The sequence below is a fragment of the Mycobacterium shunyiense genome, assembly GCF_058270075.1.
In genome coordinates this window covers 53,887-67,001 of the sequence record NZ_JBZDPU010000018.1, presented here as the reverse complement: position 1 = coordinate 67,001, position 13,115 = coordinate 53,887, and the positions used below count along the sequence as shown (strand labels likewise).

At 67.7% G+C, this 13,115-nt stretch carries 10 protein-coding genes; 4 read left to right on the top strand and 6 right to left on the bottom strand.

The window, feature by feature from the left end:
- Positions 1 to 56: 56 nt before the first annotated feature.
- From AC4ELH_RS23290 to AC4ELH_RS23280, 3 genes are read right to left on the bottom strand one after another with little or no spacing between them, the layout of a single operon-like run.
- Positions 57 to 1,511: a vWA domain-containing protein gene (locus AC4ELH_RS23290; RefSeq protein WP_448448859.1), complete on the bottom strand. Its 1,455-nt coding sequence runs from the start codon at positions 1,509 to 1,511 to the stop codon at positions 57 to 59.
- Positions 1,511 to 2,398, bottom strand: coding sequence for an AAA family ATPase (locus AC4ELH_RS23285; RefSeq protein ID WP_498886956.1), 888 nt, complete (start codon positions 2,396 to 2,398; stop codon positions 1,511 to 1,513). The genes AC4ELH_RS23290 and AC4ELH_RS23285 overlap by 1 nt, the downstream gene beginning before the upstream one ends.
- A gap of 30 nt (positions 2,399 to 2,428) precedes the next feature.
- Positions 2,429 to 3,688: a glutamate-5-semialdehyde dehydrogenase gene (locus tag AC4ELH_RS23280; protein WP_498886955.1), complete on the bottom strand. Its 1,260-nt coding sequence runs from the start codon at positions 3,686 to 3,688 to the stop codon at positions 2,429 to 2,431.
- A gap of 84 nt (positions 3,689 to 3,772) precedes the next feature.
- On the opposite strand from AC4ELH_RS23280, the gene AC4ELH_RS23275 reads away from it, so the two are divergent.
- Both AC4ELH_RS23275 and AC4ELH_RS23270 read left to right on the top strand, forming a co-directional pair.
- On the top strand, positions 3,773 to 4,633 hold the full coding sequence (locus AC4ELH_RS23275; RefSeq protein WP_064882491.1) for a ribokinase: 861 nt from the start codon (positions 3,773 to 3,775) through the stop codon (positions 4,631 to 4,633).
- 44 nt (positions 4,634 to 4,677) lie between these two features.
- Complete coding sequence (locus AC4ELH_RS23270; RefSeq protein WP_064882493.1) at positions 4,678 to 5,502, top strand: enoyl-CoA hydratase/isomerase family protein; 825 nt, start codon at positions 4,678 to 4,680, stop codon at positions 5,500 to 5,502.
- Here AC4ELH_RS23270 and AC4ELH_RS23265 read toward each other — a convergent pair.
- Both AC4ELH_RS23265 and AC4ELH_RS23260 read right to left on the bottom strand, forming a co-directional pair.
- Complete coding sequence (locus AC4ELH_RS23265; protein ID WP_498886952.1) at positions 5,499 to 8,189, bottom strand: S15 peptidase family protein; 2,691 nt, start codon at positions 8,187 to 8,189, stop codon at positions 5,499 to 5,501. The genes AC4ELH_RS23270 and AC4ELH_RS23265 overlap by 4 nt on opposite strands.
- Positions 8,190 to 8,325: 136 nt before the next feature.
- Positions 8,326 to 10,377 carry an NAD(+) synthase gene (locus AC4ELH_RS23260; RefSeq protein WP_498886951.1) on the bottom strand — a complete coding sequence of 684 codons (2,052 nt, stop codon included), beginning with the start codon at positions 10,375 to 10,377 and terminating at the stop codon, positions 8,326 to 8,328.
- A gap of 57 nt (positions 10,378 to 10,434) precedes the next feature.
- On the opposite strand from AC4ELH_RS23260, the gene AC4ELH_RS23255 reads away from it, so the two are divergent.
- Both AC4ELH_RS23255 and AC4ELH_RS23250 read left to right on the top strand, forming a co-directional pair.
- A complete protein-coding gene (locus AC4ELH_RS23255; RefSeq protein WP_064882498.1) occupies positions 10,435 to 10,974 on the top strand; it encodes a cysteine hydrolase family protein in 540 nt (179 codons plus the stop codon).
- A 22-nt stretch (positions 10,975 to 10,996) separates the two neighbouring features.
- On the top strand, positions 10,997 to 11,836 hold the full coding sequence (locus AC4ELH_RS23250) for an NAD-dependent protein deacetylase (RefSeq protein WP_448448854.1): 840 nt from the start codon (positions 10,997 to 10,999) through the stop codon (positions 11,834 to 11,836).
- Here AC4ELH_RS23250 and AC4ELH_RS23245 read toward each other — a convergent pair.
- On the bottom strand, positions 11,808 to 13,091 hold the full coding sequence (locus tag AC4ELH_RS23245) for a cytochrome P450 (protein WP_448448852.1): 1,284 nt from the start codon (positions 13,089 to 13,091) through the stop codon (positions 11,808 to 11,810). The genes AC4ELH_RS23250 and AC4ELH_RS23245 overlap by 29 nt on opposite strands.
- Positions 13,092 to 13,115 lie beyond the last annotated feature (24 nt).

Below are 13,115 nucleotides of genomic sequence, written 5' to 3'. Positions count from 1 at the left end.
CAGCGTTCACAAGCGGCGCGCAGGCTGCGGCACGGCGGCGCCACGATGGGCCGTGCTCAGACCGGCAGCAACCCGTCGATCACCGCGGCCAGTTGTTTGGCCGAGCGGCACTCGTGCATCGGGATGGTCTCGGCGTATTTCGGCGCCGCAGAATCGCCGCTGCCCCACAGATGCCTGGGCTCCGGGTTGAGCCAGTGGGCGTGCCGGCTGGACGACACCATGTGCGCGAGCAGACCGGTCTCCGGGTTGCGGTAGTTGTTGCGGCCGTCGCCCAGCACCAGCAGCGAGCTGCGCGGGGACAGCACGTTGGGGTACTTGTCCAGGAAGGACACGAACGCGTGCCCGTAGTCGGAGTGCCCGTCACGGGTGTAGACGCCGGCCTCGCGGGTGATGCGCTGCACCGCGACCGCCAGGTCGGACTCCGGCCCGAACATCTCGGTCACCTCGTCGGTGGTGTCGATAAATGCAAAGACCCGCACCCGGGAGAACTGCTGACGCAGCGCCGAGACCAGCATCAGGGTGAAGTGGCTGAACCCGGCGACCGACCCGGACACATCGCAGAGCACGACGAGCTCAGGACGGGCCGGATGCGGTTTCTTGAGCACGACGTCGATGGGCACCCCGCCGGTGGACATCGATTTGCGCAGGGTCTTGCGCAGGTCGATCTCCCCGGAACGGGACCGGCGGCGCCGGGCCGCCAGGCGCGTCGCCAACGTGCGCGCCAACGGCTGCACGGTCTTGCGCATCTGACGCAGCTGCTCACCGGACGCGCGCAGGAACTCGACGTTCTCGGCCAGCTGCGGCACTCCGTACATCTGCACGTGGTCACGGCCCAGTTGCTCGGCGGTGCGCCGCTTGGTCTCGGACTCGACCATCTTGCGGAGCTGGGCGATGCGCTGGGCGGCCAGGGCCTTGGCAATCTCCTCCTGGGTCGGCGTGGGTTCGTCGCCGTAGGGGGCCAGCAGCCCGGCCAGCAGCCGGCCCTCCAGATCGTCCAGGCTCATGGCCTTGAGCGCCTGATACGACGAGTAGGACGGGCCGCGGCTGGAGTTGTACCGGCCGTAGGCCTCGACGATCCGCGCGATCATCGCCGCCATCCGGTCGTCGAGGTTGGCCAGTTCCTCGTTGTCGGCCAGCATCTGCACCAACGCCTCGCGCATCGCCTCGATGTCCTCGGGCGGCAACTGGGGCCGATTCTCGTCGCCGGGGCCACCCTGCTCGTCGTCAGACAGCACGGTGCGATCGCCCAGAGCGGCGGGGAAGAACAGGTCGAACATCGCGTCATAGGTGTCGCGGTGATCGGGGCGGCGCAGCACTGCGCAGGCGATGCCCTCACGCAGTGCCTCACGATCACCCAACCCCAGCACGGTGATCACCCGGCCGGCATCCACCGTCTCCGACGGTCCGACCGAGATGCCTTGCCCGCGAAGCGCTTCGACGAACTCGACGAGGTGGCCAGGCAGGCCGTGCGGGGCCAGCGGCTGCGGCGGTCGAACCCGGCGGGGCACCATCAGTTCAGCTTCAGCTCGCCGGCCGCCCTGACCTGGTCGGACTGGTGTTTGAGCACCACACCGAGGGTGGCGGCGATCATCTCGTCGTCGATGGTGTCCAGACCGAGGGCCAGCACGGTGCGGCCCCAGTCGATGGTCTCGGCCACCGACGGCACCTTCTTGAGTTGCATGCCGCGCATCACGCCGATGATCTTCACCAGCTCTGAAGCGATGTGCTCGGGCAGTTCGGGGACCCGCGACAGCAGGATGCGCCGCTCCAGATCCGGATCCGGGAAGTCGATGTGCAGGAACAAGCAGCGACGCTTGAGCGCCTCGGAGAGCTCACGGGTGGCATTAGAGGTGAGCACCACGAACGGCGGCCGTTCGGCGGTGATCGTGCCGAGTTCCGGGACGGTGACTGCGAAGTCGGACAACACCTCCAGCAGCAGGCCCTCGATCTCGATGTCGGCCTTGTCGGTCTCGTCGACCAGCAGGACGGTCGGCTCGGTGCGCTTGATCGCGGTCAGCAGCGGGCGGGTCAGCAGGAACTCCTCGCTGAACACGTCCATCTTGGTCTGGTCCCAGTCGCCGCCGTTCGCGTTCTGCCCGGCCTGGATCCGCAGGATCTGCTTGGCGTGGTTCCACTCGTAGAGCGCGCGAGCCTCGTCGACGCCCTCATAGCACTGCAACCGCACCAGCTCCGAGCCCGTCGACTGGGCCACCGCGCGGGCGAGCTCCGTCTTGCCGACGCCTGCGGGACCCTCGACGAGCAACGGTTTGCCCAGCCGGTCGGCGAGGAAAACCGCTGTCGCGGTGGCGGTATCGGGCAGGTAGCCGGTCTCCGCCAGGCGCCGCGCGACATCGTCGATGTCGGCGAACAACGGAGCGGGGCGAGCGGGCACGCTCATGTGGTCTCCTGGTCTCTATCGGGTCGGCGGCTACGCCGGGCGGGTCTGACCGTCTCCCCACACGATCCATTTGGTCGAGGTCAGTTCGGGCAGGCCCATCGGTCCGCGGGCATGCAGTTTCTGGGTGGAGATGCCGATCTCTGCGCCGAAACCGAACTGCTCTCCGTCGGTGAACGCGGTGGACGCGTTGACCATCACCGCAGCCGCGTCCACCTGTTCGGTGAAACGCTGGGCCGCAGCAAGATCCGTTGTCACGATGGCCTCGGTGTGGCCGGTGCCGTACTCGTTGATGTGGGTGATCGCCCCGTCGAGCCCGTCGACCACCGCGACGGCGATGTCCATCGAGAGAAACTCGGTGTGCAGCTCCTCGTCGGTGGGATCGGCGTGCACGGTCACCCCGGCGTCGCGCAGCGCGGCGGTGAGCCGCGGCAGCGCGGTGTCCTGCAGCGCCTTGTCCACCAGCAGGGTCTCGGCGGCATTGCAGACGCTGGGACGGCGGGTCTTGGAGTTCAGCAGGATCTTCTCGGCCAGGTCGACATCGGCCGAGGAGTGAACGTAGACATGGCAATTGCCCACACCGGTCTCGATGGTGGGAACCTGGGCGTCGCGCACCACGGCCTCGATCAGGCCGGCTCCCCCACGCGGGATCACCACATCGACCAGGCCGCGGGCCTGGATCAGGTGGGTGACGCTGGCGCGGTCATGGCTGGGCAGCAGTTGCACGGCGTCCAAGGGCAGACCGACCGATGCCAGGGCCGACCGCAGCGCGGTCACCAGGGCCTCGTTGGACCGGGCCGCCGACGAACTGCCGCGCAGCAGAGCGGCATTGCCCGACTTCAGGGTGAGCCCGAACGCGTCCACCGTGACATTCGGGCGGCCCTCGTAGACCATGCCGACCACGCCGAGCGGCACCCGCTGCTGACGCAGTTGCAGCCCGTTGGGCAGGGTGCGGCCCTGCAACACCTCACCGACCGGATCGGGCAACCCGGCGACCTGGCGCAGCCCGGCCGCGATGCCGTCGACCCGCTGCGGGTTGAGTGCCAGGCGGTCCAGCATCGCCTCGGGGGTACCCGACTCGCGAGCGGCCTCGACGTCGGCCGCGTTGGCGGCCAGGATCTCATGGACATGGGCGACCACGCTGTCGGCGGCGGCGTGCAGCGCGCGGTTCTTGGTCTCGGCGCTCAGAGTGCCCAAGGTGCGGGCGGCGATGCGAGCACGACGCGCGGCCTCGTGCACCTGCTCGCGCAGGTCTGCTTGCGGCACCGTCGGCGACTGTGTCTGAACGCTCATCTAGCCAGCGTATCGGACCTGTTGACGCCCTTCGACAGGTGTCAGGCGCCCTGGGACGAGCACGCCGGGCTAGCCTTTTCGTTTATGGCCGCTGCGCGGGTTTGCGTCGTCGGGAGCATCAACGCCGACCTCACGTTCACTGTCGGAGCATTGCCGCGGCCGGGACAGACCGTGCTCGCGTCGTCCCTGGCGTCCGCGCCCGGCGGCAAGGGCGGCAACCAGGCGGTGGCGGCCGCGCGGGCGGGCGCCGAGGTGGCCCTGGTGGCCGCGCTCGGCGACGACGCCGCCGCCGCGAACCTGCGCGAGCATCTCCGGTCCAATGGGGTGGCGACCGACTCTGTGACATGCGTTCCCGGTCCGAGCGGATCGGCGGTGATCCTGGTCGATGGAGTCGGCGAGAACTGCATCGTGGTGGCGCCGGGCGCCAACGCCCGGCTCGAGGTGGACTCCGCCGCGGCGCGCACGGCCATCGTGTGGAGCGAGGTCGTGCTGATCCAGTTGGAGATCCCGGTGGCGACGGCGATCGCGGCGGCCCGGCTGGGCAAGGCAGCCGGGGCGGTCGTGATGCTCAACGCCTCACCAGGAGGCACCGCCGCCCATCAACTGCTCGCATTGTCGGAACTGGTCGACGTGGTGGTGGTGAACGAGACCGAGGCGGCCGAGTGGCACTGGCCGGTGCGGCATCTGGTGATCACCCGGGGCGCTCGAGGGGCCAGTTACGTGGGCGCCGACGAACGCTTCGACGTGCCGGCCCCCGCGGTGCGCGCGCTGGACACCGCCGGTGCCGGCGACGTGTTCGCCGGCGTGCTGGCTGCGGGCTGGACCGCAGGCCACGAGCAGGCCCTCCGCCGCGCATGCGCAGCCGGAGCGTTGGCCACCCTGGTGCGCGGGGCCGGTGACTGCGCCCCGTCGGCGTCCGACATCGACGCCGTCCTGACCCACTGAGACGGCCAACTGAAGCCGATACCGTTGGCGTTATAGTCGCCGACATGACCCAGGGAAACACTCCGCGACCACCCGAAGGCGACTGGCTCGGCACCCCGTACCTCAGGTTCGAGCGGCAGGGACCGTTCGGCGTGGTCACCCTGGACCGGCCCGAGGCCCGCAACGCGATGACGCCGGCCATGTACTTCGGCATCCGGTACGCGGTCACTCACGTCGAGGCGGACCCCGACCTGGCCGGCCTGCTGATCACCGGAACCGGGGACGTGTTCGCCCCCGGGGGCGACCTCGGCGGCGGTAACGGCGTCGACGACTGGATGAGCTTCGGCGCGGCCCTGTCGATGGACGTCACCCCGTTCGAAACCCTGCGCCAGTCGGTCAAACCGGTGGTGAGCGCGGTCAACGGCTTGTGTCAGGGCGGCGGGCTGCAGATCGCGATCTGCAGCGACATGGCCGTGATCAGCGACCGCGCCACATTCCGGGTGCCCGAGCTGTACCGCGGCATCGCCGACACGTACTACAGCCAGATGCTGGCCCGCCTGATCGGTCCGGTCCGCACTCGCGACCTGATGTTCACCGGCCGCACGCTCAATGCACAGGAAGCCGTCGACTGGGGCATGGTTGCCCGAGTGGTACCGCACGACGAATTACTACCTGCCGCAACAGAAGTACTCGCCCAATGCTGCCGGACGGCGCCCCGTGCCCGCGGGGTGGTCAAGTCCAGTCTGGACAGCTACCTGGGCCTCTACGACCGGATCGGCATGAAGGCCAGCTACAGCGGCGACGAGGCCGCCGAGGGATTTCGCGCCTTCAAGGCGCGCCGCTCCCCGGAGTGGGTCCACCCGGACCTGCGTACCGAGGGCCGGCTCTAAACGCTGACCAGGTCCTCCCTGTCAGCCGTCGCGGGCTGCACATTGGCTCCGGGCCCCGCGGTCGGCAGGGACACCTCCACACCGGAGATGTCGATGACGCCGAACTGGGTGAAGTTGAGGAACGGCGTCGCCGAGGTGGTGATCTGCACCGTGGCGGTATGTCCGGGCTCCAGCGTGTAGGCCACGGCCTCCATCGGAATGGTGACGGTGTGCTCCTTGCCGTCGAGAGTGACCGGAATCGGCGTGACCACGTTGCCGATCACCTGGCCGGTCTGGTCATCGACGATCTGGGCGTAGACGTGGCGGCTGGTGCCGATTCCGGAGTACGTCATCGTCAGATCCGGTGCACCGACGATCTGGGTGGCGGTGCCCGACGGCGCCGTCACCTTGACGTTCACCGCGTTGGCGGCCTTCGTGCCGTCCCCGAGACCGAACGGGATCCCCGCCGCGCCCGGTCCGGAACCGCCGAGGATCGGGACGATTCCCAGCAGTCCGCCGCTGCCCGACGCGCTGACCGGGGTTCCGGTGAAATTCGGGTCGGTCGGCAGGAGATCGGACGTGTAGTGGTCGCCGTTCTGGTCGATCCACTGAAACTTGGGTAGACCGTCGTCCACGGCTTCGCCCTTGTGCTTGACGTAGGTGTCCAGCCAGCTCATCGTCGCGGACTCGACCATCTCGGTACTGTCGCCGGCCGGGGTTTCGCAGTTGCCGTGACCGCCGCAGAACCACACCATCTTCACCGGCACGCCGTTGCCGTCCAGGATCTGCGCGTTGTCCATCGCCTGCTGCAGCGGGAACAACACGTCGACGGTGCCCTGGATGATCAGCGTCGGTGCGGTGACCTTGTTGACCAGCGCTGTCGGGCCACTGCTGGCCAGCAGGGCTTGCTGCTCAGGGGTCAGGATGCCCAGCAGTCCACCGGTGAGGATGCCGCTGTACAGCTGGCTGTTGATGTTCGCCCCCGATGTCACCAAGGACAAGAGCAGCAGCGCCGCATACGACGTCTTGAACGCCTCGTTGGGGTAGAGCGAACTGTTCAGCGAGTTCCACGAGATCGTCGGGACGATCGCGTCGATCCGGTTGTCCGTACCCGCGGCCACCCACTGGATGCCTCCGCCGTACGACGGGCCCACCATGCCCATCCGAGGATCATTGGCGGCGTCGAGTTGCGTGCCGGGCCGTTTGGCCACGTAGTCGATCATGGCCGACACGTCGCGGCCCTCGAAGAACGGATTGTCGAGCTGCAGGATCCCGCCCGAGTCGTGCTCGCCGCGCGAATCCCAGGTGACGACGTTGTAGCCCGCGTCGCGGAACGTGCCGACGCCGGTGGCTCCGCCGGAGTACGGGTTCGTGTCGCCCGCACTGGACAGGCCCGCGCCACTGAAGATGGTCGGCGCCTCCTCCCCCGCCTGAAGCCCCGACGCCGGGAAGTAGTTCATGCTGATCGGAGTGCCGTCGAACGATGTCACCTTGACCGTGTAGGCCACCGGGGTGCCCGCCGGGGCCAGCGCGCCGACGTCCACGTTGACGTCCACCATCTCCGACTTGCCGATGAGCGGCGCCAACAGGTCGTTGACGACCGGTACCTGATGCACGATCACCAGCACCTGCGGCACGAACGATCCCACGATCGGAATCTGTTGCAGCGCAGCATCGAACGCGGTGGTCTCGGCGACCAGGACGGTGAACTTCTCCGTGCCGCCGCTGTCGACGACGGTGGCATAGGGCAAGAACGTGAAGGTGCCGTTGGCCGAGTTGAGCCGGACCTTGCCGCCCGCGCTCGGGTCGCCGATCACGGTGTAGGTGAGCGGCAGACCGGTGGAACTCGTGGCTCCCGTGGAGCCGTGGATGATGCCGTCGGTGATGCCGACCGACGGACTGGCCGTGATGCCACCGGTGGCGCTCACGGACGGTGACACGGCGGCCGCGGAGAACTCCCGGCGTGCGGCCGCAAGCAAAACCCATCCGGCAGGCGAATCGGTCGACGGCGCGGTCGGCGAGTTTCCGGCCAGAGTCCTGGCGATGTCGTTGACGACGGTCTCGATCAGGCCCCGCACCGGAGCCACTTGCACGACGGGTGGCGGTGCCGCCTCGGCCTTGGCCGTGACCGCCGGGGTCGCTGTGGTTTCGTCGGCCGGGCCGTAGTCGATGCTCTCGGTCGTCGACTCGACGGGCGCCGGGGTCTCGGCGTGATCCCGTAGGGGCCGCGGCAGGTTCGGCTTGACGAACGACAAGCCCCGCGCCGCCGGTGCTTCAGCGGGCGCAGTGGCCTTGGGTTTTTCGACCGCCGGGGCGTCCTGTCCGTTGCCGCTGCCGCCGTGCCGGTTCAGTCCGGCTTCGATCTTGGCCTGGGCCTCCGACAGCCGGTCGGTGATCGATTGCACGACATCGGACTTCGGCGTCGTCGAGCTCACGCGGTGGCGACCGGACTCACCGAGCTTGGTCGGCCGGTCCTTGATCGCCGCACGCACCGTCGCCGGTCGCGACGTGCGGGTGCTCTGCCGGTCCTTGGCGGCACCCTTGTTGGCCGCTTGGGCGGACGGCGAATCGGACGACGTGTCGCTGGAACCGGGCGATGCCGAGGCCACCGGCGTACCCAGTGCCTGCCCACCCAGAACGACGGCCGACCCGACCCCGAGCGCAACCGCCAATCCGCCTACCCGACCGACGTACTTTGCAGCACCCAACGCGACCTCCTAGACCCGGCATTCGGCGATGCCGAACTGTGACCCGACGCACATTAGCGCGTCACTGTGGCCCAGAAGGTTAGCTTGTCAATTTTTTGCGTCGTCAATTGGGAGAAGCCACACGGGCTGATGAAAACTACTGCTCAGGGACGTTCCGCTCGATCTCGTCGAGCCAGATCCGCGCCGACATGTCCGACGGAGCCCGCCAGTCCCCACGCGGCGACAGCGAGCCGCCGTGCAACACCTTGGGCCCGTTGGGCAGCGCCGAACGCTTGAACTGCGAGAACGAATAGAACCGTTGGGCGAAGACCTGAAGCCAGTGCCGGATCTCGCCGAGCGAATACACCGGGCGCTTGTCCTCGGGGAACCCGGCGGGCCAATCGCCGTGGGCCGCGTCATGCCAGGCATGCCAGGCCAGGAAGGCCACCTTCGACGGGCGGAAGCCGTAACGCAGCACCTGGAACAACGAAAAGTCCTGCAGCGCATAGGGACCAACCTTGGCCTCGCTGCTCTGGATCTCCTCGTCCTCGCCGGTGGGCACCAACTCCGGGGTGATCTCGGTGTCGAGCACCGATTGGAGGACCTCATTGACTTCAGAGTCGTCGCCGCTGAACTGACCGGATGAGATCACCCACCGGATCAGATGCTGGATCAGGGTCTTCGGCACGCCGCCGTTGACGTTGTAGTGCGACATCTGGTCGCCGACACCGTAAGTCGACCACCCCAGTGCCAGCTCCGACAGGTCCCCGGTGCCGAGCACGATGCCGCCGCGCTGATTGGCCAACCGGAACAGGTAATCGGTGCGCAGGCCGGCCTGGACGTTCTCGAACGTGACGTCGTAGACCTCCTCACCGCGACCGAACGGATGGTCCATCTCGGTGAGCATCAGCTCGGCGGTCTTCTTGATGTCGATCTCTTCGAACGTCACCCCCAGCGCCCGGCTCAACCGGATCGCGTTGTTCTTGGTGCGGTCGCCGGTGGCGAAGCCGGGCAGGGTGAAGGCGAGAATGTCACTGCGCGGCCGGTTCTCCCGGTCCATCGCCCTGGCCGCCACGATCAGGGCATGGGTGGAATCCAGACCGCCGGACACCCCGATCACCACCTTGGGGTATTTCAGCGCCCGCAGCCGCTGCTCCAGCCCGGAGACCTGAATGTTGTAGGCCTCATAGCAATCCTGTTGCAGCCGTGCCGGATCCGCAGGCACGAACGGAAACCGCTCGATCTCGCGCCGCAACCCGATGTCACCTGTCGGCGGGTCGAGCTGGAACTCGATGCGACGGAACGTATCTACCTGGGCGCCATGACTTCTCGCGTTGTCGTCGAACGTGCCCATGCGCAGCCTCTCGGAACGCAACAGCTCCAGATCCACGTCGGCGACCGAGCGTCGTTCACCGCGCGGGAAGCGCTCGCTCTCGGCGAGCAGCAGCCCGTTCTCCCAGATCATGGTCTGGCCGTCCCAGGCCAGGTCCGTCGTCGACTCCCCCTCGCCGGCCGCGGCGTACACATAGGCGGCCAGACACCGCGACGACGCCGAACGCGCCAGCAGCGCACGATCTTCGGCGCGGCCGACGGTGATCGGACTGCCCGAGAGATTCGCCAACACCGTCGCGCCGGCGAGCGCCGCCTGTGCGCTGGGCGGCACTGGGACGAACATGTCCTCACAGATCTCGACGTGCAGGACCAGCCCCGGTACGTCGGAGGCCACGAACAGCAGGTCCGGGCCGAACGGCACCTCGGCGCCGGCCACCCGGATGGTGCCGCGGATATCGGCCCCGGATGCCATCTGCCTGCGCTCGTAGAACTCCCGGTACGTCGGCAGATAGGACTTGGGTGCCACACCGAGCACCGCACCGCGGTGGATGACGACGGCGGTGTTGTAAATCCGGTGCCGGTACCGAAGTGGTGCGCCGACCACCAGCACCGGTGCCAGCACCACCGATGCCGCGACGATTTCGATGAGTGCCTGCTCCACCGACTCCAGCAGGGCATCCTGCATCAGGATGTCGTCGATCGAATAACCCGACAGGGTCAGCTCGGGGAACACCGCGACGGCTACCCCGTCGTCGTGGCAGGCCTGCGCCAACCGGAGCACCGATTCTGCGTTCGCCGGAGGATCCGCCAACGCCGTGTGGTGAGTGCAGGCGGCAACCCGCGCGAAACCGTGGTGATAGGCGCTGTAGAAGTCCATCGGGCCCATTGTCACCCGAAAAGTGTCAAGATCGGGCCACTGGGTACCAAATGACGCATGAGCGATACCGCCGTAGTCGTTGTAGACATGCTCAACAGCTATCAGCACGAGGATGCCGAACTGCTCGCACCCAACGTGGCGCCGATCATCGATCCGCTGGTCGGGCTGATCAAGAGCGCTCGCGACCGCGACGACATCGATCTGATCTACGTCAACGACAACTACGGCGATTTCACCGCCCAGTTCAGTGACATCGTCGAAGCCGCGCTGGCCGGTGAGCACCCGGATCTGGTCCGGCCGATCGTCCCGGCGGACGACTGCCTGGTGCTGACCAAGGTGCGCCACAGCGTGTTCTATGCGACCGCGCTGGACTACCTGTTGGGCCGGTTGGGCACCCGCCGACTGATCCTGGCCGGCCAGGTTACCGAGCAGTGCATCCTCTACAGCGCTCTGGACGCCTATGTGCGACATTTCGACGTGGTGATCCCGTCCGACGCGGTCGCGGGCATCGACGCCGGCCTGGGCGAGGCGGCGCTGCAGATGATGCGGCGCAACATGAGCGCCGAGATCGTCTCCGCCGCCAAATGCCTGGACTGACGGGCGGCCTATCCTGGCGAGGGTGGATGCTCCCGAACTCGTCGCCCTCCTGGAGGGACGCCGCGTCGCGGTGCTGACGGGAGCCGGGATGTCGACCGATTCGGGCATCCCCGACTACCGCGGCCCCGATTCCCCGCCCAGCAACCCGATGACGATCCGACAGTTCACCTCTGATCCGGAGTTCCGTCAGCGGTACTGGGCCCGCAATCATGTCGGCTGGCGCCACATGGACGAGACACTGCCGAATGCCGGGCATCGCGCCTTGGCCGCGCTGGAAGACGCCGGGGTGGTGAGTGGACTGATCACCCAGAACGTCGATCTGCTGCACAGCAAGGCCGGAAGCCGGTCGGTGGTCAACCTGCACGGCACCTATGCACAGGTGATCTGCCTGGACTGCGGCGCGACGATGGGGCGCGACGAGCTGGCCGACGCACTGGAGACGGCCAATCCCGGCTTCATCGAACGCGCCGAGGCGGTCGGCGGCATCGCAGTGGCACCCGACGCCGACGCCGTGGTCAGCGACACCGATTCGTTCACCATCGTGGACTGCCCGGGCTGTGCGGGCATGCTCAAACCCGACATCGTCTACTTCGGCGAGAGTGTCCCGAAAGATCGCGTCGAGCAGGCGTATTCGATGGTCGAGGACGCCGAGGCACTGTTGGTCGCGGGCTCCTCGCTGACGGTGTACTCCGGCTATCGATTCGTCCGGCACGCGGCCGCGCACGACATCCCGGTGGGGATCATCAACCGCGGCCCCACCCGCGGCGACGACCTGGCCACAGTCAAGGTCGAAGCGGGCTGTTCGGAGATGTTGACCCTGTTGGCCGGCGAGCTCAGAACGTGCACGGCATCGACCGGATAGCGTGCACGAAGTTGCCCGCCAGATAGGCCGGCTCACCCGCGGCGATGTCGGGCAGCTGGTGCAGCAGCTCGCCGAAGATCGCCCGCAACTGTGTCCGGGCAACGTGTGCGCCCAGGCAGAAGTGACGGCCGCCGCCCCCGAATCCCAGGTGCGGGTTGGGCTTACGGCTCAGATCGAAGACCTCGGGCCGGTCGAACACTTCGGAATCCTGGTTGCCCGAGGCGTAGAACATCACCACCTTCTCCCCCGCCAGGATCTGCTGCCCACCGAGTTCGATGTCGACGGCCGCGGTGCGGCGGAACGTCATCACCGGGGTCGCCCACCGCACGAACTCCTCGACCGCTCCGCCGATCCGGTCGTCGAAATCGGCCATGAGCCAGGCCCGTTGGTCGGGATGGTCGGTCAGCGCCTTGAGCGCGTGGCTGGTGGTCTGGCGGGTGGTGTCGTTGCCAGCCACCGCCAGTAGGACGAAGAACGCCGCAACCTCGGCGTCGGTGAGCCGGTCCCCGTCGACCTCGGCGTGAACCAGTGCGCTGATCAGATCGTTGCCCGGGTTCTCCCGACGTTCCGCGGCAAGTGCGTTCGCCACCTGATGCAGGTACATCTGGTTCTGCATCAGCACCTCGAGCGGGTGGCGCCCGGCCAGGTAGACCGGGTCGGCCCAGGACACCAGCGCGTCGGCGGCATGCGCCACCCGCTGACGCTCGGACTCGGGGATGCCGACCATGTCCGACAACGTGCGGATCGGTAGTTCCTTGGCGCACTGATCGACGAAGTCCACCCCGCTGCCGACTTCTTCGAGCTCGGCCACGATCTGACGGGCGTTGTCCTTGATCGAGTCTTCGATGCGGGCCACCTGCCGTGGCGTGAATGCGGCGTGGACCAGTTTGCGGATCAGCGTGTGCCGTGGCGCGTCCATCGCCAGGAAGGACTGTGACGCCTCGAGCAACTCCTCCGGAACGGACTCGAACAACACCCCTTTGCCCGACAGGAATGTCTCGCTGTCACGGCTCACCGCCACGATGTCCGCGTGCCGGGTGACCGCCCAGAACCCGCGATCGTCGGGATCCGGCATGAGCGCGTCCTCGACGGGCGGATGCCAACTGACCGGGCGGGAGGCACGTAGCTCGGCGAAGGCGACCTCGCGATCAGCGGCCGTGGTGGCCCAGAACACCCGTGAGGACAGGTCGATCGGGTCGTAGGGGCGGGCCGCAGCAGGCCAGGAAGCAGCAGATGTGATGGGCGACACAGTCATGGTGGTGACGATAAGTCTAGACAC